General features: G+C 59.7%; 18 protein-coding genes. 11 read left to right on the top strand and 7 right to left on the bottom strand.

All coding sequences use genetic code 11. The features are described from left to right. The first annotated feature begins 149 nt into the window (after nucleotides 1-149). The 3 genes from guaB (at nucleotide 150) to QO231_RS07620 (ending at nucleotide 5,224) form a co-directional block, all read left to right on the top strand. The gene (gene guaB, locus QO231_RS07630) at nucleotides 150-1,601 is read left to right on the top strand and encodes an IMP dehydrogenase (protein ID WP_316774829.1); all 1,452 of its coding nucleotides are present in this window, start codon (nucleotides 150-152) and stop codon (nucleotides 1,599-1,601) included. A gap of 45 nt (nucleotides 1,602-1,646) precedes the next feature. Beyond that, nucleotides 1,647-2,825 (top strand): RsmB/NOP family class I SAM-dependent RNA methyltransferase, encoded by a 1,179-nt coding sequence (locus QO231_RS07625; RefSeq protein ID WP_316774827.1) that lies wholly within the window; start codon nucleotides 1,647-1,649, stop codon nucleotides 2,823-2,825. 92 nt (nucleotides 2,826-2,917) lie between these two features. Then, the gene (locus QO231_RS07620; protein WP_394356582.1) at nucleotides 2,918-5,224 is read left to right on the top strand and encodes an ATP-binding protein; all 2,307 of its coding nucleotides are present in this window, start codon (nucleotides 2,918-2,920) and stop codon (nucleotides 5,222-5,224) included. Between the two features lie 9 nt (nucleotides 5,225-5,233). Here the strand turns inward: QO231_RS07620 and QO231_RS07615 are convergent, their stop codons facing one another. After that, nucleotides 5,234-5,827: a gamma-glutamyl kinase gene (locus QO231_RS07615; protein WP_316774825.1), complete on the bottom strand. Its 594-nt coding sequence runs from the start codon at nucleotides 5,825-5,827 to the stop codon at nucleotides 5,234-5,236. A 194-nt stretch (nucleotides 5,828-6,021) separates the two neighbouring features. Between QO231_RS07615 and recA the strand changes: the two genes are divergently transcribed. The 3 genes from recA (at nucleotide 6,022) to QO231_RS07600 (ending at nucleotide 10,226) form a co-directional block, all read left to right on the top strand. Then, nucleotides 6,022-7,095: a recombinase RecA gene (gene recA / locus QO231_RS07610; RefSeq protein ID WP_316774823.1), complete on the top strand. Its 1,074-nt coding sequence runs from the start codon at nucleotides 6,022-6,024 to the stop codon at nucleotides 7,093-7,095. A gap of 184 nt (nucleotides 7,096-7,279) precedes the next feature. Beyond that, nucleotides 7,280-9,937, top strand: a complete 2,658-nt coding sequence (gene alaS, locus QO231_RS07605) for an alanine--tRNA ligase (RefSeq protein WP_316774821.1) — start codon at nucleotides 7,280-7,282, stop codon at nucleotides 9,935-9,937. 1 nt (nucleotide 9,938) lies between these two features. Next, nucleotides 9,939-10,226, top strand: coding sequence for a DUF1330 domain-containing protein (locus tag QO231_RS07600; protein ID WP_316774819.1), 288 nt, complete (start codon nucleotides 9,939-9,941; stop codon nucleotides 10,224-10,226). A 79-nt stretch (nucleotides 10,227-10,305) separates the two neighbouring features. On the opposite strand, the gene typA is transcribed toward QO231_RS07600, so the two are convergent. The 3 genes from typA to QO231_RS07585 all read right to left on the bottom strand — a co-directional run bounded on the left by typA (nucleotide 10,306) and on the right by QO231_RS07585 (nucleotide 15,075). Then, nucleotides 10,306-12,126 (bottom strand): translational GTPase TypA, encoded by a 1,821-nt coding sequence (gene typA / locus QO231_RS07595; protein ID WP_316774818.1) that lies wholly within the window; start codon nucleotides 12,124-12,126, stop codon nucleotides 10,306-10,308. Nucleotides 12,127-12,211: 85 nt separating this feature from the next. Next, entirely contained in the window at nucleotides 12,212-12,547 is a 336-nt protein-coding gene (locus tag QO231_RS07590) for a DMT family transporter (RefSeq protein WP_316774817.1), read from the bottom strand. Between the two features lie 317 nt (nucleotides 12,548-12,864). Further along, nucleotides 12,865-15,075 carry an NADP-dependent isocitrate dehydrogenase gene (locus tag QO231_RS07585; RefSeq protein WP_316774816.1) on the bottom strand — a complete coding sequence of 737 codons (2,211 nt, stop codon included), beginning with the start codon at nucleotides 15,073-15,075 and terminating at the stop codon, nucleotides 12,865-12,867. Nucleotides 15,076-15,249: 174 nt separating this feature from the next. On the opposite strand from QO231_RS07585, the gene QO231_RS07580 reads away from it, so the two are divergent. After that, nucleotides 15,250-15,660, top strand: coding sequence for an acyl-CoA thioesterase (locus tag QO231_RS07580; RefSeq protein ID WP_316774815.1), 411 nt, complete (start codon nucleotides 15,250-15,252; stop codon nucleotides 15,658-15,660). An 8-nt stretch (nucleotides 15,661-15,668) separates the two neighbouring features. On the opposite strand, the gene QO231_RS07575 is transcribed toward QO231_RS07580, so the two are convergent. Genes QO231_RS07575 through QO231_RS07565 form a run of 3 tightly spaced genes read right to left on the bottom strand, consistent with a single transcriptional unit; the run spans nucleotide 15,669 to nucleotide 17,167 of the window. Then, complete coding sequence (locus QO231_RS07575; protein WP_316774813.1) at nucleotides 15,669-16,256, bottom strand: HD domain-containing protein; 588 nt, start codon at nucleotides 16,254-16,256, stop codon at nucleotides 15,669-15,671. After that, nucleotides 16,253-16,495 (bottom strand): hypothetical protein, encoded by a 243-nt coding sequence (locus tag QO231_RS07570; RefSeq protein WP_316774811.1) that lies wholly within the window; start codon nucleotides 16,493-16,495, stop codon nucleotides 16,253-16,255. Before QO231_RS07570 ends, QO231_RS07575 begins: the two co-directional genes overlap by 4 nt. Before the next feature lie 18 nt (nucleotides 16,496-16,513). Next, complete coding sequence (locus QO231_RS07565; RefSeq protein WP_316774810.1) at nucleotides 16,514-17,167, bottom strand: alpha/beta hydrolase; 654 nt, start codon at nucleotides 17,165-17,167, stop codon at nucleotides 16,514-16,516. Between the two features lie 180 nt (nucleotides 17,168-17,347). Between QO231_RS07565 and QO231_RS07560 the strand changes: the two genes are divergently transcribed. The 4 genes from QO231_RS07560 (at nucleotide 17,348) to QO231_RS07545 (ending at nucleotide 20,787) form a co-directional block, all read left to right on the top strand. After that, nucleotides 17,348-17,806: a Fe-S cluster assembly transcriptional regulator IscR gene (locus tag QO231_RS07560; RefSeq protein ID WP_316774808.1), complete on the top strand. Its 459-nt coding sequence runs from the start codon at nucleotides 17,348-17,350 to the stop codon at nucleotides 17,804-17,806. Then, entirely contained in the window at nucleotides 17,803-18,846 is a 1,044-nt protein-coding gene (locus QO231_RS07555) for a cysteine desulfurase family protein (protein ID WP_316774806.1), read from the top strand. The genes QO231_RS07560 and QO231_RS07555 overlap by 4 nt, the downstream gene beginning before the upstream one ends. A gap of 16 nt (nucleotides 18,847-18,862) precedes the next feature. Beyond that, nucleotides 18,863-20,386: a Fe-S cluster assembly protein SufB gene (sufB, locus tag QO231_RS07550; protein ID WP_316774804.1), complete on the top strand. Its 1,524-nt coding sequence runs from the start codon at nucleotides 18,863-18,865 to the stop codon at nucleotides 20,384-20,386. An 86-nt stretch (nucleotides 20,387-20,472) separates the two neighbouring features. Continuing rightward, nucleotides 20,473-20,787, top strand: coding sequence for a heavy metal-binding domain-containing protein (locus tag QO231_RS07545; protein ID WP_316774802.1), 315 nt, complete (start codon nucleotides 20,473-20,475; stop codon nucleotides 20,785-20,787). The last annotated feature ends 24 nt before the right edge of the window (nucleotides 20,788-20,811 follow it).

Raw genomic sequence — 20,811 nt, 5'->3', positions numbered from 1 at the left:
TGCGTCATTCGGTTTGAAGTGGCGGTGTCAAAGCGCCGGGTCGGGTGGAAAAGAGCGTTGGGGGGCACAATATACTGTGTGAACCCTTTTCCCCATCCGCCAACCATGCCATAGGGAAGCGCCAAACGAGATATCCACGGAGAGTGACGATGGAGATTCGCGAGGCCCTCACCTTTGATGACGTTCTGCTGGTCCCGGCGGCCAGCAATGTACTGCCCTCGACGGCCAGTACCGCAACAAGGGTGACGCAGACCATTCAGATGAATATTCCGCTCTTGTCCAGTGCAATGGACACGGTGACCGAGGCGCGCATGGCCATTGCCATGGCGCAGGCCGGCGGCATGGGCGTGGTGCATCGCAATCTGTCGATCGAGGCGCAGGCCGAGGAAGTGCGCCGGGTCAAGCGGTTCGAGAGCGGGATCGTCTACAATCCGATCACACTGGGTGCGGATCAAACGCTGGCGGATGCCAAGGCCCTGCAGGAAAGATACCGGGTAACCGGGTTTCCCGTGGTGGACAAAGCGGGGCGCGTCGTCGGGATCGTGACCAATCGGGACATGCGCTTTGCGACCGATGACAGCACGCCGGTCCGGGTCATGATGACGTCTGACAATCTGGCCATCTTGCGGGAACCGGCAGATCGCGACGAAGCGATCAGCCTGATGAAGGCGCGGCGGATCGAAAAGCTGCTGGTGAGCGATGCCAAGGGCAAGCTCACCGGTCTGCTGACGCTCAAGGATACCGAACAGGCGGTGCTGAACCCGACGGCCTGCAAGGACCATTTGGGCCGGTTGCGCGTGGCGGCGGCCAGCACTGTGGGCGACGCCGGGTTCGAACGCGCGCAGGCGCTGGTCGATGCCGGGGCGGACATGATCGTGATCGACACGGCCCATGGTCACTCCGAAGGTGTTTCCCATGCAGTCGAACGGGCCAAGAACCTGTCCAACGAAGTGCAGATCGTGGCAGGCAATGTCGCAACCGCCGAGGCAACGCGGGCGCTGATCGGGGCGGGTGCGGATGCGATCAAGGTCGGGATCGGGCCGGGCAGCATCTGTACCACACGCATGGTTGCGGGCGTTGGAGTTCCACAGCTGACGGCAATCATGGATTGTGCTGCGGGCGCCGGCGATGTTCCGGTGATCGCCGATGGCGGCATCAAGTTTTCGGGCGATTTCGCCAAGGCGATTGCGGCCGGGGCCTCCTGTGCAATGGTCGGCAGCATGATCGCAGGCACCGACGAGTCTCCGGGAGAGGTCATTCTGTACCAAGGCCGAAGCTTCAAGAGTTATCGTGGCATGGGGTCGCTTGGTGCGATGGCGCGTGGTTCTGCCGACCGGTATTTCCAGAAGGATGCGGCGAGCGACAAGCTTGTGCCCGAAGGGATCGAAGGGCAGGTCCCTTACAAGGGCAGTGCCGGTGCGGTCATTCACCAACTGGTCGGTGGCTTGCGCGCGGCGATGGGCTATACCGGATGCGCCACGGTGGACGAGATGCGCAGGAACTGTACATTCGTCAAGATCACTGGTGCAGGGCTCAAGGAGAGCCATGTGCATGACGTGCAGATCACCCGTGAGTCGCCGAATTATCGTGTGGGCGTGTAGCAAGATCATGACCCTGCGAGTGGATGCCAAGGGGGGACGTGATCCATGACGCCTGCGGCGCGGGTGCAGGCCGCGATCGAGATCCTCGACGAGATACTGGCCGGAAAAGCGGCTGAGCAGGCATTGACCGGCTGGTCGCGCCGCAGTCGCTATGCCGGGTCCAAGGATCGTGTTGCGGTGCGGGATCACGTTTTCGACGTCATGCGCCGGATGCGGTCATTCGCAGCACTCGGGGGGGCACGGAACGGGCGTGGTCTGATGTTGGGCGCCATGCGTCATGCGGGCAGCGATCCGGAGACAGTTTTTACGGGCGTTGCCTATGCGCCTGCAGGCTTGACGGACGCAGAGCGTTCGGCAGGGCAGGACCCGGATCCGGGGCCAGAAGCACTGGATATTCCGGACTGGCTTTGGCCCCGGTTTACAGAAAGCCTCTCCGAGGAAAGCGAGGCCTGTGCAAAGGCTTTGCAAGACCGTGCGCCAGTCCATCTCAGGGTGAACCTCGCCAAAGGGGATGTGCCTCAGGCACAGGACCGGTTGTTACAGGACGGAATTGCAACGATATCGCACCCTGCGGCGTCCACGGCGCTTGAAATCACCGAAGGTGCGCGCCGGTTGCGGCAATCGGAAGCCTATCAAACCGGATTGGTGGAACTGCAGGATGCGGCCAGCCAGGCGGTGGTAGAGGCACTGCCCTTGCGTGACGGCATGCGCGTTCTCGATTACTGTGCAGGTGGGGGCGGCAAGGCGCTGGCCATGGCGTCACGGGCGCGGGTTGAGATTTTTGCCCATGATGTAGCACCCGATAGAATGCGCGATCTTCCGGCACGGGCGGCGCGCGCGGGCGCGACGATTTCGGCAATTCCAAGCAGTGATCTGAAACAGGCGGGTCCGTTCGATTTGGTCCTGTGCGATGCCCCCTGCTCCGGCAGCGGTGCCTGGCGGCGCGCACCTGAGGGCAAGTGGCGTCTGGATGAAACCGGGCTGCAAGAGCTCTGCGGCATACAGGTCGAGATCCTTGAGACCGTGTCCGGAATGGTGGCCGATGACGGTCTGCTGGCTTATGCGACCTGCTCGGTGCTGCGTGACGAAAACCAAGGCCAGATAGAGCGTTTCCTGAAACAGAACGGTGGCTGGCGGCTCGCTGTTCAACAGCAGTGGACAATGCAGCACGGAACAGATGGCTTCTACACTGCACACTTGACGCGGGATACGCCGAGTATCTAAACAACCTAAACGATAATGTTTGCACGTTAAGTCTGGTTTAACCCGTAGGCCACGAGAGTAGCGGTAGCGAATTCAGGTTTGGGAGTCGTCGTGTGAACAGCCGCCATGTGCCATTTCAGCCCTTTCTGGAGGCCCATCTTCCAGAGGGCGCTCGCATTGGCATCGTCGTGGGATTCGCCTGCGCGTTGGGCGCAGTCGGGCTGTTTGTGATGCCGGGCGGGTTGATTTCGCAGAGCTTACTGGCTGCGTCGGCGACACTGTTGGCAATATCGGTGATCTTTGCGGTGCGGAACATCGCCTTCGTCAAATCCGATCGCGCGGAAACCAAGGTGCTTTCGTCCCTGATTGAACGGGATTCTTCGCCCAGCTTTGTCGCGGACGAAGACGGCGAAATCCGGGTCAGCAATACAGCCGCCACAACGCGCTTTGCCGATACGCAAAGCGAAACGCTGGCGGGCACATTGCGGATCATGTTCGCGAACCCCTCTGCCGTCCTCTACCGGCTGCAATGCCGCGCTCGCCTCGATGGTGCGGCGCGCGAAGATCTCTTGACGCGCAGGGGCCATGTTCGCCTGTCGGTGCACCTTGTTGGCGAGTCCGATTTTCTTTGGCGTCTGGAAGATATGCCGGAGCGTTCGCCGGGCACGCGCAGTGCGGAGTCATTGCCGGTTCCGATGATCACGACCGGTCGGTCCGGGGCGGTGCTGTTCATGAATGATGCGGCGCGCGCCTTGATAGGAACGCGCGCCAAATCGCTGGACCGGCTATTTGCATCGCTCCCGGTAAGGCCCGGCACGCTGAACAGGTTGAGCGCCAAGGATGGTCCCATCGATGTCATGGTCGCAGAGAACAACAGTTTCGCAGGCCGGCGAGAGCTCTACTTTCTGCCCTCCGAGGCGCCTGACGGGCAGGGGCATGATATCGTCTTTGAAACGCTACCGGTGCCGATGATCAAAGTCGCAACCGATGGCCGGATACTGTTGGCAAACCAGATGGCAATCGGCCTGTTGGGTGTTGAAAGCGCCGAGGGTCTGAAGTTGGGGCAGACCATGGAAGGGCTGGGCAGACCGATTTCGGATTGGTTGCAGGAAACGATCTCAGGCAATGCGCAAAAGAATTCAGAGTTCCTGCGGGTGAGCCGCAAGGACAGGGAGGTGTTTGTTCAGGTCACGCTGAGTCTGGTCACGGAGAATGGTGAGCCGCTCCTGATTGCGGTTCTGAATGACGCGACCGAATTGAAGACGCTCGAGGCGCAATTTGTGCAAAGTCAGAAGATGCAGGCGATAGGTCAGCTGGCCGGAGGAGTCGCGCATGATTTCAACAATCTGCTCACGGCGATCTCGGGACATTGCGACCTACTGCTGTTGCGACATGATCAGGGCGATCAGGACTATGGCGATCTGGTGCAGATAAACCAGAACGCGAACCGGGCGGCGGCTCTTGTCAGCCAATTGCTCGCGTTCTCTCGCAAGCAGACGCTGCGCCCCGAAGTGCTGGATTTGCGCGACACCTTGTCCGACCTGACGCACCTGCTGAACCGGCTCGTCGGAGAAAAGGTGACACTGACGCTGAGCCACGATCCGGTCCTGAACCCGATCAGAGCGGACAAACGGCAATTGGAGCAGGTCTTGATGAACTTGGTCGTCAACGCGCGGGATGCGATGCCGTCCGGTGGCGAAATCAGGATCGAGACGGAAATCACCACGCTGAAAACACCGCTGATGCGGGACCGTGCAACCGTTCCCGCCGGGTCCTATGTGACCGTCAAGGTCAGCGACGAAGGCGCGGGCATCGCACCGGAGATGCTACAAAAGATATTCGAACCCTTTTATACAACCAAGAGGACGGGCGAGGGCACGGGGCTCGGATTGTCGACGGCATATGGGATCGTAAAGCAGACGGGCGGCTTTATCTTCGTCGACAGCACGGTCGGAAACGGCACGGTGTTCACGCTGTTCTTTCCGGTGCATGAGGCCGAGGCCGAATCTGTGCCCGAGGTTGCGAAAGCCATCCCGCAACCGACCGCGAAACAGGGTGAGGGCGTGATTCTGCTGGTCGAGGATGAAGCACCCGTGAGGGCATTTGCATCGCGTGCCCTGCGGCTGCGCGGGTATACGGTGCTCGAGGCGGAGTCAGCCGAAGAAGCCCTGAAGACACTTGAGGATCCCGGGTTGAACGTGAATGTCTTTGTAACCGATGTGGTTATGCCCGGAATGGACGGACCAAGCTGGGTGCGAGAAGCTCTGAAAGAGCGGCCCGACGTGCGGGTGGTCTTTGTATCGGGGTATGCAGAGGGCGCGTTTGGTGATGCGCAGCCCGCGGTTCCAAACTCTGTCTTTCTGCCAAAACCGTTCTCCCTCAATCAATTGACCGATACGGTGCACCAGCAACTTCATTAGGGGCGGATTTCAGACGATACTATCGTATAGACGGAACTCCTCCTGACACTTTTTCCGGTATTTTCGATCAACGTCGGGCGATAGCGACAGGTTCATTTCCGGAGACACGTTTTTGCGTCCCAACACGATCTCGACGCCAAGCCGGTCTTCCAGAAACCTGTTCAACCGGGTCAAGTCTTCGTAGCGAAACAGATGGGTGATTGCGGTTCCGCTGGGGTGGGTCTTGAGAAAGCTGGCCTGACTTCCGACGTCCGCAAATGCCGGTCGGTTGCCCTTGACATAGGCGAGTACGAATTCGTCGAAATTCATCCCGAAGGTGCTTCGGTCTGTTTCACGCAAGTCGGCTCTCTGGCGGTATCTGTACCAGCTGCCAAGCCAGCTGACAGGTTCACGCATCACCGCCAGGAGTTCCATTTCGGCGCCGCCCACCTTGTTGAACATGGGGCGGAAAAATCTACTGTAGCGATAGACCGAGGCATGTTTCAGCCCGGAGGGATGTGAAACGACGATGTCGGCCCGCCTGGACAAGGCTGCATGATAGGCCGTGGTGCCGGTTTTTGGTACAGCCAGAAATGCCAGGCGTTCTTTATGAAAAACAAGCATCTATCAGTCGTTTCTCCACGTGGAATTGGCAATTTCAATGGGTAAACTACTCTTTAACCCCTTTCAGAAACAGTGGGGATATCGAAAATTCTAATTGAAATGTTCTCCATTTGATCCTATCAGGAACAAGAGGTGAACAAAGCAGAGATTGCCGCCCGTCTACGGGTGTGACACTAAGACAGGGAAACAGGACTATGGCGGATCTTTTGACCATGAGCAGCAAGAAAAACGCAGACAAGCAAAAGGCGCTGGACAGCGCGCTTGCTCAAATCGAACGACAATTCGGCAAAGGGTCGATCATGAAGCTTGGAGCCGAGGGCGCCATTCAGGAGATCGAGTCCAGTTCGACAGGATCTCTGGGGCTTGATATCGCGCTAGGGATCGGCGGATTGCCTATGGGCCGCATCGTGGAAATCTACGGACCGGAAAGCTCGGGCAAGACCACGCTCACGCTTCACTGCGTGGCCGAACAGCAGAAACGTGGCGGTGTTTGTGCCTTTGTCGATGCCGAACACGCGCTTGATCCGCAATATGCCCGCAAGCTTGGCGTCGATATCGACGAGTTGCTGATCAGCCAGCCCGACACCGGCGAGCAGGCGTTGGAGATCACGGACACGTTGGTACGTTCCGGGGCGGTCAACATGGTGGTGGTGGATTCGGTCGCCGCATTGACGCCGAAGTCGGAACTGGAAGGCGATATGGGCGACAGCAGTGTCGGCGTCCAGGCCCGCCTGATGAGCCAGGCCATGCGCAAGCTGACGGGGTCGATCTCGCGCAGCAACTGCATGGTGATTTTCATCAACCAGATCAGGATGAAGATCGGCGTCATGTTCGGCAGCCCTGAAACCACATCCGGCGGCAACGCACTCAAATTCTACAGTTCGGTGCGGCTGGACATTCGGCGCATCGGGTCGATCAAGGATCGTGACGAGGTTGTCGGCAACGCAACCCGCGTGAAGGTCGTCAAGAACAAGGTCGCTGCGCCGTTCAAGCAGGTCGAATTCGACATCATGTATGGCGAGGGCATTTCCAAGATGGGTGAGCTGCTTGATCTCGGCGTCAAGGCGGGGGTCGTCGACAAGTCCGGTGCCTGGATGAGTTACGGAGATGAGCGTATCGGGCAGGGTCGTGAAAACGCGAAACAATATCTGCGGGACAATCCCCAGATCGCGTATGACATCGAAGACAAGATCAGGGCGGCACATGGATTGGACTTTGATATGCCCAAGCCGGGAGCTGCCAGTGGCGAGGATGTGCTGGAGGCGTGAGTCGCCGACGGTCAGACGGGCCTGCTGCCACAAAGTGCTGAGCGGAATAGAGTTACGACCAGGTCAGAGAGGCGCGCCGCACGGTGCGCCTTTTTTGCAATGATATCGGCTCATTGCGGCGGTGGACAGTGCCGGGGCTTGCGGCTATTTCAGTGTCCAGTCTTGAACCGCCGAAAGTTTGCCCATGCCCACGTTGAATGACATCCGGTCCACCTTTCTGAGCTATTTTGCAAAGCAAGGTCATGAGGTTGTGGAGAGCAGCCCCCTGGTGCCGCGGAACGACCCCACGTTGATGTTCGCAAATTCCGGCATGGTCCAGTTCAAGAACCTGTTCACCGGCGTCGAACATCGCGACTACAAGCGCGCGACGACAGCGCAAAAATGTGTCCGCGCCGGCGGCAAACATAACGATCTGGACAATGTCGGCTATACGGCGCGGCATCACACGTTCTTCGAGATGCTCGGCAATTTCAGTTTCGGAGATTACTTCAAATCCGATGCGATCCCGTTTGCCTGGGAGTTGATCACCCGCGATCTGGGGATCGACAAGTCCCGCCTGCTGGTCACGGTCTATCACACGGATGACGAAGCTGCGGAGATCTGGAAGAAGGTTGCCGGCCTGCCTGACGACAGGATCATCCGGATTCCGACCAGCGACAATTTCTGGCAGATGGGGCCGACCGGTCCCTGTGGGCCCTGCACCGAGATTTTCTATGATCACGGCGAGCAGCATTGGGGTGGCCCTCCGGGTAGCCCTGACGACGATGGCGACCGGTTTGTCGAGATCTGGAACCTCGTTTTCATGCAATACGAGCAGTTCGAGGACGGCAGCCGCAAGGACTTGCCGAACCAGTCGATCGATACCGGTATGGGAATCGAGCGGGTCGCGGCCCTGTTGCAGGGCACGAACGACAATTATGCGACGGACCTGATGCGGAGCCTCATCGAGGCCAGCGCGGATGCGAGCAGCACCGATCCCGACGGGCCGGGCAAGACACATCATCGGGTCATTGCAGATCATCTTCGCTCGACCTCGTTCCTGATGGCGGATGGCGTGATGCCGTCCAATGACGGGCGCGGTTACGTTCTGCGGCGGATCATGCGGCGCGCGATGCGCCACGCCCATCTCCTGGGTGTGAAAGATCCGCTGATGTACCGTCTTGTGCCTGCATTGGTACAGCAGATGGGCGCGGCCTATCCTGAGTTGGGCCGGGCGCAATCCTTGATCGAAGAGACCTTGAAGCAGGAAGAAACCCGGTTCAAGCAGACGCTTGATCGTGGGCTGAAGCTGTTGGACGATGAACTGGCAAATCTGCCCGAAGGGGCCGCACTTCCCGGCCAGGCGGCGTTCAAGCTCTATGACACTTATGGGTTTCCGCTTGATCTGACGCAGGATGCGTTGCGTGAACAGGACCGGACCGTCGATACAGACGGGTTTGACGCGGCGATGGCCGAGCAAAAGGCCAAGGCACGCGCGGCATGGTCAGGCAGCGGCGAATCGGCGGATGCGACCGTCTGGTTCGATGTTGCCGATCAGCACGGCACTACCGATTTCCTGGGATATGACACGGAAACGGCCGAAGGGCAGATCGTTGCGCTTGTCCGGGACGGCAGCACGGCAGATCAGGCAGAGCAGGGCCAGGAGGTGCAGATCGCGCTCAACCAATCCCCTTTCTATGCCGAAAGTGGCGGACAGGTGGGCGATACCGGAGAAATCCGAACCGAGAGCGGTGTCGCGCAGGTGACCGATACGCGCAAGACGGCGGGGGTGTTCCTGCACATCGCAAAGATAAGCGAAGGGCACATCCGGGTTGGAGAGGCCGCGTCATTGACGGTGGATCATGGCCGCCGGACATCCATCCGCGCCAATCATTCCGCGACGCACCTGCTGCACGAGGCATTGCGCCGTGCGTTGGGTGATCACGTGGCGCAGCGCGGATCGCTGAATGCCGAGGATCGGTTGCGGTTCGACTTCAGCCATGCCAAGGCTTTGACCGCAGAAGAGTTGCAACGGGTTCAGGAAGAGGTGAACAGCTTCATCCGCCAGAACGCGCCGGTCGAGACTCGTATCATGACGCCCGACGATGCGCGCGGGATCGGGGCGCAGGCGTTGTTTGGCGAGAAATACGGTGACGAAGTGCGCGTGGTGTCAATGGGGGTGGACCCAAGTTCGGGCAAGGGCGGCAATGGCGCGACCTATTCGATCGAACTCTGCGGCGGGACCCACGTGCGCCAGACCGGCGACATCGGCGTGTTCGTTGCCTTGGGCGACTCTGCATCAAGCGCCGGCGTGCGTCGGATCGAGGCGCTGACGGGGGCGGAGGCATTTCGCTATCTGAGTGAACAGGATCAACGGCTTTCGGAACTCGCAGGTGTGCTCAAGGCGCAATCGGCCGATGTGCCCGATCGCGTCCGTGCGCTGATGGACGAGCGCAAGGCCCTGGGCAACGAGGTGGCGCAGCTGCGCCGTGAGCTGGCAATGGTGGGCGGTGGTCAGGCCGCGCCCGACGCGCGGCAGATCAATGGTGTCGCTCTGGTTGCTCAGGTGCTCAGCGGCGTCACTGGCAAAGATCTTCCGGCGTTGATTGACGAACACAAGACCCGCATCGGCAGCGGTGCGGTCCTGCTGATTGCAGACGCAGGTGGCAAGGCCGCCGTGGCAGCCGGCGTCACCGATGATCTGACGGGTCAGTTGTCGGCGGTCGATCTGGTCAAGGCCGCAGTGATTGAGCTGGGCGGAAAGGGCGGCGGCGGGCGGCCCGATCTGGCGCAGGGCGGTGGCCGGGATACGGGCAACGCGGATGCCGCGATTGCGGCGGTAGAAAAGGTTATGGGAGGCTGATATGGGCGCGCTCTGGATTGCACATGTGACGGTGACGGACTCTGACGCATACGGCAAATACGCCGAACTTGCGGGACCGGCGATTGCCAAGCACGGTGGTGAATTCATCGCGCGCGGTGGGCGTTTTGTTCAACTGGAAGGCAAGGAACGCCCGCGCAACGTCGTTGCCCGGTTTCCGTCCGTGGACGCGGCTGTCGACTGCTACAATTCGCCGGAGTACCAGGCGGCGCTCAACCATGCGCGCGGCGCGTCAGAGCGCGAACTGATGGTTGTGGAAACCACCGATTGACGGATCCGGTCGCTCGGACAGAGACTCGGGCCTTAACGTAAGCGACCGGCGCGTGGTATGCGCCGGTGCCGAAATCGGCTTAACTGGCGGCCTTGGCGGCGCGCTTGCGTTCGTGCGGGTCGAGGTGGCGTTTGCGCAGACGGATGGCGTTGGGTGTGACTTCAACCAGTTCGTCATCATCGACATAGGCAATCGCCTCTTCCAGCGACATGGTGATCGGCGTGGTCAGGCGCACGGCTTCGTCGGTGCCGCTGGCCCGCACGTTGGTGAGCTTTTTGCCCTTGAGCGGGTTCACCTCGAGATCGTTCTCGCGGCTGTGCTCGCCGATGATCATGCCCTGGTAGACATCTGCCTGTGCGCCAATGAACATGCGGCCGCGCTCTTCAAGGTTCCAGAGCGCATAGGCGACGGATTGTCCTTTCTCCATCGAGATCAGAACACCCGCGCGACGGCCGGGGATGGCACCTTTGTGCGGTGCCCAGCTGTGGAACACGCGGTTCAGCACCCCGGTCCCGCGCGTGTCGGTCAGAAACTCACCGTGATAGCCGATCAACCCGCGCGAGGGGACATGCGCGATGATCCGCGTCTTGCCTGCGCCGGCGGGTTTCATTTCCACCAGCTCGCCCTTGCGCACCCCGGTGATCTTTTCGATCACGGAGCCAGAATACTCATCGTCAACGTCGATGGTTGCCTCTTCGATCGGCTCCATACGCTGGCCGTCGATCTCCCGAAACAGGACCTGCGGGCGTGAGATCGAAAGTTCAAAGCCCTCGCGGCGCATGTTTTCGATCAAGACGCCCATTTGCAATTCACCACGGCCCGCGACCTCAAAGGCCTCGCCGCCGGGCGTATCGCTGATCTTGATCGCGACATTGCTTTCGGCTTCTTTCATCAACCGTTCGCGGATCACACGGGACTGCACCTTCTTGCCGTCACGTCCGGCAAGCGGGCTGTCGTTGATACCGAAGGTCACGGTGATGGTGGGAGGATCGATCGGCTGGGCGGGCAGGGCATCAGACACCGAGGGCGCGACGATGCTGTCGGCGACGGTGGCCTTGGACATGCCCGCAAGGCTGACGATATCGCCAGCTTCGGCACGTTCAATCTGCTGCTGCGACAGGCCGCGAAAGGCCAGAATCTTGGTGCAGCGAAAATTCTCGATCAGCGCGCCGTCACGGGTCAGCGCCTTGACGGTTTCACCTGCCTTGAGCGTGCCGCTTTCGACACGGCCGGTCAGGATGCGACCGATAAACGGGTCATTTCCCAGCGTGGTCGCGAGCATGCGAAACGGTTCGTCCATATGCGCGATCTGTGCCGGGGCGGCGACATGTTCCACGATCAGATCAAACAGTGCCGTCAGATCCTTGCGCGGCCCATCCAGTTCCATATCGGCCCAGCCCGAGCGTCCGGAGGCATACATCGCCGGAAAATCCAGCTGCTCGTCGCTGGCACCGAGATTGGCGAAAAGGTCAAAGCACTCGTCCAGTGCCCGGTCTGGCTCGGCATCCGGTTTGTCGACCTTGTTCAGAACCACGATCGGGCGCAGCCCGAGGGCAAGCGCCTTGGAGGTGACAAACTTGGTCTGCGGCATCGGGCCTTCGGCGGCATCCACAAGCAGCACGACGCCATCCACCATCGACAGGATGCGCTCGACCTCACCGCCGAAATCGGCGTGGCCGGGGGTGTCAACGATGTTGATGCGGGTGCCTTTCCAGACCACGGATGTGGCTTTGGCTAGGATGGTGATCCCACGTTCGCGCTCCAGGTCGTTGCTGTCCATGGCCCGTTCGGTGGTGGCCTGGTTGTCCCGGTAGGTTCCGGATTGTTTCAGCAGTTCGTCCACCAGCGTGGTCTTGCCGTGATCCACATGTGCGATGATTGCGATGTTGCGCAGGTCCATAGGTTCAGCCTTTGTACGGGAGTTGACGCGCGCATAGCGCGGCACGCCGTCAATAGCCAGACCTAATCCGTGATTTCCGCAACGCTCAGTGGCTGGCGGTGTTCGAGAACAGCTGAATGATGACGATACCGGCGATGATCAGGCCGAGCCCGATCACTGCTGCGAGATCAAGCTTCTGACCGAAGAGGATGAGCCCGATCAGTGCGATCAGCACGATGCCCAATCCTGACCAGATGGCATATGCGACGCCGACCGGCATGAACCGAAGTGCCAGCGCCAGCAGGTAGAAGGCGATTCCATAGCTGATCACGACAACCACGGATGGGCCGAAACGGGTGAATTGCTGACTGGCCTGAAGCGCTGTGGTTCCGATCGTCTCGGCGACAATCGCCAGCAGCAGGTAAAGATAGTGGATTGGCATTCCGGGATCATTCTGTTTGAAGGTGGTGTTCGGGGCGTCTAGGCCGTTTTGGCTATCATGACAATGAGACCCTACGCCGTCGGGCCGGACGAACGCGATATCAGTTTCCAGACTGTTTGATCAGAATGGGCCTGCACCCGAAACGGAAACTACCGGGCGAAAGCGTTTCGCAGAATTTCTGGGGCACCTGACACTGAGGCGTTTCCCACGTTTCCGAAGTAGCTGAGCGCTGCACAGAGTGGCAGCTTCCCGGCTTTCCAATGATGCATTCGCGCCCGGACCGTATGGATTGGTCCGGGCGCGCGTTTCGTTTGTGATCAGGCGAATATGCTGTTCAGTGTTGCGCTGGGGCGCATCACTGCGGTCAGCTTTTCAGGGACCGCCTTGTAGTAGCCGCCGATATCTGCCGGTTGGCCCTGAACCGCGGCAAGCTCTGCTACAATTGTGGCTTCGCCATCCGCCAGCGCCTGCGCGACCGGGGCAAAATAGGCCGCCAGCTCCGCATCCTCTGTCTGGGCGACGAGCGCCTCGGCCCAGTACCGCGCAAACCAGTAGTGGCTGTCGCGGTTGTCCGGCTGGCCGACCTTGCGGCTCGGGCTGCGGTCGTTGTCGAGAACGCCCTGAGTTGCGGCATCAACGGCCTTGCCCAGCACTGCAGCCTTGGCGTTGCCCTTGCGGTCGGCAAGGAAGGAAATGCTCTCGCCAAGCGCACAGAACTCGCCCAGGCTGTCCCAACGCAGGTGGTTTTCCTCGACAAGCTGCTGCACGTGCTTGGGAGCAGACCCCCCGGCACCGGTTTCGAACAAACCACCGCCCTGCATCAGCTTGACGATCGACAGCATCTTGGCCGAGGTGCCAAGTTCGAGGATCGGGAACAGGTCGGTCAGATAGTCACGCAGAACGTTGCCGGTGATGGCGATACTGTCTTCACCCTTGCGGATCGTTTCCAGCGACAGGCGGGTCGCCTCGCGAGGCGCGAGGATCTGGAATTTGTCTGCAACGCCCTTGGCCTGAAGGATCGGTTTGACCTTTTCAATCAGAACCGCATCGTGGGCGCGGTCTGCATCGAGCCAGAATATCGCCTGTGCGCCGGTTGCCGCCTGGCGATCGATTGCCAGCTGTACCCAGTCCTCGATCGGCGCCTGCCTCGCGGTGGACGAGCGCCAGATGTCGCCGGCCTGAACATCGTGCGTGTGCAGGACATCGCCATTGGCGGCGATCATCCGCACGGTGCCAGCCGTCGGAATTTCGAACGTGGTCGGGTGCGATCCATACTCTTCCGCCTTTTGCGCCATCAGGCCGACGTTTTGCACCGTGCCCGAAGTGGTCACGTCCAGCGCACCGGTCTCTTTAAAGTAGCTGATGGTTTCATCGTAGACCGACGCATAGCAGCGATCCGGAATCACACATTTGGTATCGGCTTCGTTGCCATCCGGGCCCCAACCCTTGCCACCCGCACGGATTACGGCGGGCATGGAGGCGTCGATGATCACGTCCGACGGAACGTGCAGGTTGGTGATGCCCTTGTCGGAATTCACCATGTACATCGGCGGGCGCGCAGCGAGGGCCGCTGCAAGATCGGCTTTCAACTCGGCATTGTCCGCAATGCGTGCTTCGATATCGCCGATTCCGGAATTGGGATTCACGCCCAAGGCGTCGAGTGCGGCCCCATGCCTGGCGAAGAAGTCTTCGAGATAGACGGAAACCGCATGGCCAAAGATGATCGGGTCAGAGACCTTCATCATCGTCGCCTTCATGTGCAGCGAAAACAGAACGCCCGGCTGCATGCTGGCGATTTCACCTTTCAGAAAGCTGCGCAATGCGGCAGCGGACATGAAGGTTGCGTCAACCACGGTGCCTTCTTCAAGCTCAACGCCGTCTTTCAGTACCGTTTCGCTGCCATCCGTACCGGTCAGGACGATCTTTGCCGCGCCTGCCTGTGCAGCGGTGACCGTCGTGGAGGTTTCGTTGGCATAAAAATCGTCTGCTGGCATCGAAGCGACATGCGTCTTGCTGTCCGCGCTCCAATTGCCCATCCGATGCGGGTTGGCCATGGCATAGTTCTTGACGGCCTTGGCGGCACGACGGTCGGAATTGCCTTCCCGCAGAACAGGGTTCACGGCCGAGCCCTTGATCGAGTCATAGCGTGCCCGAACGTCTTTTTCTTCGTCGGTTTTGGGGTCTTCGGGATAGTCGGGCAGGGCATAGCCTTTGGATTGCAACTCGGTCACCGCCGCGACCAACTGTGGTACGGAGGCCGAAATGTTTGGCAGCTTGATCACATTCGCTTCGGGCGTCTTGACCCATTCGCCCAGTGCTGCAAGGTCGTCGTCCTGCTTTTGCGCGTCCGTCAGGTAATCCGGAAAGGTCGCAATGATCCGGCCTGCGAGCGAGATGTCGCGGGTGTCGACAGTGATGTCGGCTGCTTTGGCAAAGAAACGTACGATCGGAAGCAGCGACGCGCTTGCCAGTTCCGGCGCTTCGTCAACGGTGGTATAGACAATATCGGTATCGGAGAGGTTTGCCATAGGGTCTGCCTTTCGGGCCTTGGGTCGATTTCATGCGCGATATAACTGATCCCGACGACATCTTAAAGCCCTGTATGCCATGGTATACTGTTTTGTCGCAGGGAGGATTGCCAGTCGCGCGGCACGGTGTATCGTCGCACGGAACGTCGAATATGGAAAGGTTGGGCTATGGGGGTGTCGCACAAGACGCGCGTGGTGATCGGGACGGCCGATTGTGACGCCCTGGGTCATATGAATGTTGCGCGTTACTTTGCACTTTGCAATCAGAACGGATTTGCCATGCAGGGTGCAATGGGCTGGGTTCCGGGAGAGGTTGTCGACGGCCAGCGGCTTTCGTTTGCGGTGGTTCATTCCGAGAGCGACTTCAAATCAGAGGTCCTGGAAGGCGAAGCCCTTGTCGTGGAAACGGACATCTCGGAAATCAGCGACCGTTCGGCCACCTTTCGCAATTGTATCTGGCGTGAAGACGGCACGCCGGTGTTCGAGTCGCATTGGAAGTCGGTGCTTCTCGATCTGGATACCCGCCGCGCCGCGCAGATACCGGCGTCGTTCCGAGAGACTCTTGCGCGCTACATGTCACCCTGAGAGCGGTGTCAGCCGCGTTCCCGCGCTGCGAAAAACGTCTGGAGTTTTGGCAGGAGCCAGGCCCACACCTTTGGCAAACCGCGTTTGACGGGAACACCGACACGCGCTTCCAACTGCTCCAGCGTCACGTCATAGTCTTTCCAGCTGCCGCCGCCAGTGACGAGGTTCGCAATCGGCGTTTGCAGTCGGTCGATGCTCTTGGCATGGATCGCATCCGGGCTTTCGGCGGCCTCAAATTCGCCCCAGAGGGCGCGAAAGCTCTCGGCCTGATCACTCGGCAAGAGCCTGAACAGGCGATCGGCCGCGGCAGCTTCCTTGGCGGCCATTGCGGCGTGATCGACGTTGCCGTGAATGGGCGCATCTCCGGCGTCGATTTCGACGATGTCGTGGATCAACAGCATTTTCAGCACGCGATTGATATCGACGCCCGGTGCAGCCTGTTCCGACAGCACAAGTGCATACAGCATGATGTGCCAACTGTGCTCCGCCGAGTTTTCATGCCGCGACCCGTCGATCAGACACGAGGCGCGCAGGATGGATTTCAGCTTGTCCGCTTCGCGAAGAAACGCGAACTGCGCATCAAGACGTTCCGTCATGCCGAGGGAGGGGCGGACGCCGTTCGCTTTGCCGCAGCGACCTTGGTCGCGAGAAACTTGCGCGCGGCACGATCGGCGAGCCGGATGCGGATTTCCGTCAGATAGGCTTCTTCCAACGTCTGCGATGATGCACCAATCAGCTCGCCGACCTCGACGAACAGACGCTCTTCACCGGTGATCTTCATGGCCTCTATCGTGTCATCGGCCAATTTGGAGGCGAGAGTGTCCAGGGTGCTCATCGCGGCGTCCGATCCGATCTAGCGTGTGGTTTCAGTCAGCCTGCGCTTCACGTAGTCGCTGACATTGCCAATCATGGTATCCATGTGAGGGTCCTGAAAGAAGTGGTCAGCCCCCTCGATTTCCTGGTGGGTGATCGTGATGCCCTTTTGCTCGTGCAGCTTGTTCACCAGGGACACAGTATCTGCCGGCGGTGCAACGCGATCAGAACTGCCATTGATGACAAGTCCCGAGGACGGGCAAGGGGCCAGGAACGAGAAATCGTACATGTTCGCCGGTGGCGACACGCTGATAAAGCCGGTGATTTCCGGGCGACGCATCAGCAATTGCATGCCGATCCAAGCACCAAAGGAAAAGCCCGCAACCCAGCAATGCTTGGAATTGTTGTTCATCGATTGCAGGTAGTCGAGCGCGCTCGCCGCGTCGGACAGTTCGCCGATGCCCTGATCATACTCGCCCTGGCTTCGGCCGACGCCCCGGAAGTTGAAGCGCAGCACCGTAAAGCCCATGTTGTAGAAGGCGTAGTGCAGGTTGTAGACGACCTTGTTGTTCATCGTTCCGCCAAATTGCGGATGCGGATGCAGCACGATGGCGATCGGGGCGTCCTTTTCCTTTTGGGGGTGGTAGCGGCCTTCAAGGCGGCCATCGGGTCCGGGAAAGATGACCTCGGGCATTTGGCGGTAAGTCCTGTCTGTTTCTGCTCTGGTGCTGCGAAATTCTTGACGAATTCCCTAAGCTACCTTAGAACGGTTCTAATTGGGCGCGCGGGCGTTGCCTCGTCTGGGGGCACATACGCATTGGACGCGTGAACGTCAATGATTTCGAGCAAATGTCAGCCGTTTGGGAGAGCGATCATGAAACTTTCGACAAAAGGCAGGTATGCGATGGCCGCGCTTGTCGATATCGCACTGCAGCCCGACGATGCGCTGGTGACGTTGGGTGACATCTCTCAGCGCCAGAACATCTCGCTCCCCTATCTTGAGCAGTTGTTTGTCAAGCTGCGCCGGGCCGAACTGGTTTCTTCGGTCCGCGGGCCCGGTGGCGGGTACAGGCTGGCAAAACCGGCGTCGGATATCCGTGTGGTCGAGGTCCTGTCGGCGGTGGATGAAAAGGTGGATGCAATGCACAAGGGCGCAGGGGCGTCGGGCGCGTCTTCGGGCAGCAAGGCGCAATCCCTGACCAATCGGCTGTGGGAGAGCATGAGCGCACATGTCTACGTGTTCCTGCATCAGACCCGGCTTTCGGACGTGGTGTGCAATGACCTTGCGCCATGTCCGGCGGTTCCCGGTCTGTTTAGCGTGGTCGACGAATGACCAGGGTCTACCTTGACCACAATGCCACCATGCCGCTGCGTCCCGAGGCGCGCGCGGCCATGGTTTCGGCCATGGATGTAGTCGGCAATCCGTCGAGCGTTCATGCCGAAGGTCGCGCCGCAAAGGCATTGATTGAGCGGGCGCGCGCGCAGGTGGCCACGGCCATTGGTGCCGAAGGGGCCGATATCGTCTTTACCTCTGGCGCGACCGAAGCGGCGGCTCTGGCCTGCGGTGGGCGAGGTTTGCACGGTGCGGCCATTGAGCACGATGCCGTTGCCGCCTGGATCGACGATACTTTGACCGTTGGGCATATGGGTCAGGCTGACGTCACCGATCCTGCCCGGTCCGTGCTGCAGCTCGCGAATTCCGAAACCGGCGTGATCCAGAGTCTCCCTGACGGTCTCGCGGTCGTGGATGCCACCCAGGCGTTCGGAAAGATCCCGGTTGCGTTCAACAAATTGGGCGCACAGATGGCTCTGATCTCTGCGCATAAACTGGGCGGACCGAAAGGCGTAGGTGCAGTTGTCATGCGCCGCGGCACCGATCTGGCCGCGCAAATCCGTGGCGGTGGGCAGGAGATGGGGCGTCGCTCGGGCACGGAGAACGTCATTGGCATCGCAGGGTTTGGCGCGGCTGCCGAGGCCGCGGCGCGCGACGTTTCCGATGGCGTCTGGCAGCGAATCGACGAAATTAGAAATATTCTAGAAAACGCTCTTGTGGCTGCCGCAAAGAATACTATTTTTGTCGGAAAAGGCGCTGCGAGACTTCCGAACACTTTGTGTTTCTCCAGTCCGGGTTGGAAAGGCGAAACTCAGGTCATGCAGATGGATCTGGCTGGTTTTGCGATCAGTGCCGGATCTGCATGCTCCAGCGGCAAGGCCAAGGCGAGCCGGGTGCTGCGCGCAATGGGATATGATGATGCAACGGCCGCCAGTGCAATCCGGGTGTCGCTGGGGCCGGAAACAACACAAACCGACGTGCTTCGCTTTGCCGATGCGTGGTTGGAAAAGGAACAGAAATTTCGCGTCCGCGCGGCGTGATTGAAGGAGAGTGCCCATGACCATGGTGGACCAGACACAAGTAAAAGAAGGTGTCGATCAGGACACGGTGGATGCCGTCCGCGAGGTTGGCGGGGCATATAAGTACGGCTGGAACACCGACATCGAGATGGATTATGCCCCCAAGGGGCTGAACCCGGATATCGTGCGTCTGATTTCGAGCAAGAACGAAGAGCCACAGTGGATGACAGACTGGCGTCTGCAGGCCTATGATCGTTGGTTGCAGAAAGAAGAGCCCAAATGGGCGATGGTCGATTACCCTGAGATCGATTTTCAGGACCAGTATTATTATGCCCGTCCCAAATCGATGGAGATAAAGCCAAAGTCGCTGGACGAGGTCGATCCCAAGCTGTTGGCCACCTATGAAAAACTGGGTATCCCGCTGAAAGAACAGATGATCCTGGCCGGTGTCGAAGGCGCCGAGGCCGCGCCCGCCGAGGGCCGCAAGGTCGCCGTGGACGCGGTTTTTGACTCGGTTTCGGTCGGCACCACCTTTCAGGCCGAATTGAAAAAGGCCGGGGTGATCTTCTGCTCGATTTCCGAAGCAATTCGCGAGCACCCCGAACTGGTCAAGAAATACCTGGGTTCGGTCGTCCCGGTCAGTGACAACTATTATGCGACGCTGAACAGCGCCGTATTCTCGGATGGGTCTTTCGTTTATGTTCCTCCGGGCGTGCGCTGTCCGATGGAATTGTCGACCTATTTCCGCATCAACGCGGAAAACACCGGCCAGTTCGAGCGCACGTTGATTATTGCCGACAAGGGCAGCTATGTGTCCTATCTCGAAGGGTGTACCGCGCCGGCGCGTGATATTGCGCAACTACACGCGGCGGTGGTGGAAATCATCATCGAGGAAGATGCCGAGGTGAAATACTCCACGGTTCAGAACTGGTATCCGGGCGACGAAAACGGCAAGGGCGGCATATATAACTTCGTGACCAAGCGCGCCGATTGCCGGGGCGACCGGTCAAAGGTGATGTGGACGCAGGTCGAAACCGGGTCCGCCGTGACATGGAAATACCCATCCTGCATTCTGCGGGGTGACGACAGCCAGGGCGAGTTTTACTCAATCGCCATCGCCAACAACTATCAGCAGGCTGATACCGGCACCAAGATGATCCATCTGGGCAAGAACACCAAGTCGCGGATCGTGTCCAAGGGTATCAGCGCAGGCCACGCACAGAACACCTATCGCGGGTTGGTATCAATGCACCCCAAGGCGAAAGAGGCGCGCAACTACACCCAGTGCGACAGTTTGCTGATCGGCGATAAATGCGGGGCGCATACGGTGCCCTACATCGAAGTGCGCAACAACTCGGCGCGGGTCGAGCACGAGGCGACCACCTCAAAGGTGGATGACGATCAACTGTTCTATTGCCGGAGCCGGGGCATGGACGAGGAAGAAGCCGTGGCGCTGGTGGTGAACGGATTCTGCAAGGACGTCCTGCAGGCGCTGCCGATGGAGTTTGCCATGGAAGCGCAGCAGCTGGTTGCAATTTCACTCGAAGGTTCAGTCGGATAGGCACAAACGACCACTCACCAAGATACGCGAAGGATCGGGTCGGGGCGTCAGCATCAGAATGACCTCTGCCCAGTTTGGGAGAGAAGATGATCATCACAACTACGCCTTCTGTCGAAGGATATCAGATCGCCGACTACAAGGGCATTGTCGTGGGCGAGGCCATCATGGGTGCCAACGTGGTGCGTGACGTCTTCGCGTCGATCACCGACATCGTTGGCGGTCGCTCCGGTGCCTATGAGAGCAAGTTGCAGGATGCCCGCGACACCGCGCTGCGTGAATTGGAAGAGCGCGCAGCGGAAAAAGGTGCAAACGCCGTGGTGGGTGTTGATCTGGATTATGAAGTTGTCGGCCAGTCGATGCTGATGGTGTCCGCCTCGGGCACTGCAGTGGTACTGGGCTGACGTCGGGAAACATGGCGGCCGAAC

The organism is Sedimentitalea todarodis, assembly GCF_032595355.1.
GTDB classification, from domain to species: domain Bacteria; phylum Pseudomonadota; class Alphaproteobacteria; order Rhodobacterales; family Rhodobacteraceae; genus Sedimentitalea; species Sedimentitalea todarodis.
Note: the sequence above shows the minus strand (reverse complement) of the source record. Positions and strands in the feature narration are given on the sequence as shown.

Excerpts from the sequence above, each read along its gene's own strand:
- guaB (WP_316774829.1), top strand. The coding sequence starts at position 150 with ATGGAGATTCGCGAGGCCCTCACCTTTGATGACGTTCTGCTGGTCCCG.
- QO231_RS07625 (WP_316774827.1), top strand. The coding sequence starts at position 1,647 with ATGACGCCTGCGGCGCGGGTGCAGGCCGCGATCGAGATCCTCGACGAG.
- QO231_RS07615 (WP_316774825.1), bottom strand. The coding sequence starts at position 5,827 with ATGCTTGTTTTTCATAAAGAACGCCTGGCATTTCTGGCTGTACCAAAA.
- recA (WP_316774823.1), top strand. The coding sequence starts at position 6,022 with ATGGCGGATCTTTTGACCATGAGCAGCAAGAAAAACGCAGACAAGCAA.
- alaS (WP_316774821.1), top strand. The coding sequence starts at position 7,280 with ATGCCCACGTTGAATGACATCCGGTCCACCTTTCTGAGCTATTTTGCA.
- QO231_RS07600 (WP_316774819.1), top strand. The coding sequence starts at position 9,939 with ATGGGCGCGCTCTGGATTGCACATGTGACGGTGACGGACTCTGACGCA.
- typA (WP_316774818.1), bottom strand. The coding sequence starts at position 12,126 with ATGGACCTGCGCAACATCGCAATCATCGCACATGTGGATCACGGCAAG.
- QO231_RS07590 (WP_316774817.1), bottom strand. The coding sequence starts at position 12,547 with ATGCCAATCCACTATCTTTACCTGCTGCTGGCGATTGTCGCCGAGACG.
- QO231_RS07585 (WP_316774816.1), bottom strand. The coding sequence starts at position 15,075 with ATGGCAAACCTCTCCGATACCGATATTGTCTATACCACCGTTGACGAA.
- QO231_RS07575 (WP_316774813.1), bottom strand. The coding sequence starts at position 16,256 with ATGACGGAACGTCTTGATGCGCAGTTCGCGTTTCTTCGCGAAGCGGAC.
- QO231_RS07570 (WP_316774811.1), bottom strand. The coding sequence starts at position 16,495 with ATGAGCACCCTGGACACTCTCGCCTCCAAATTGGCCGATGACACGATA.
- QO231_RS07565 (WP_316774810.1), bottom strand. The coding sequence starts at position 17,167 with ATGCCCGAGGTCATCTTTCCCGGACCCGATGGCCGCCTTGAAGGCCGC.
- QO231_RS07560 (WP_316774808.1), top strand. The coding sequence starts at position 17,348 with ATGAAACTTTCGACAAAAGGCAGGTATGCGATGGCCGCGCTTGTCGAT.
- QO231_RS07555 (WP_316774806.1), top strand. The coding sequence starts at position 17,803 with ATGACCAGGGTCTACCTTGACCACAATGCCACCATGCCGCTGCGTCCC.
- sufB (WP_316774804.1), top strand. The coding sequence starts at position 18,863 with ATGACCATGGTGGACCAGACACAAGTAAAAGAAGGTGTCGATCAGGAC.
- QO231_RS07545 (WP_316774802.1), top strand. The coding sequence starts at position 20,473 with ATGATCATCACAACTACGCCTTCTGTCGAAGGATATCAGATCGCCGAC.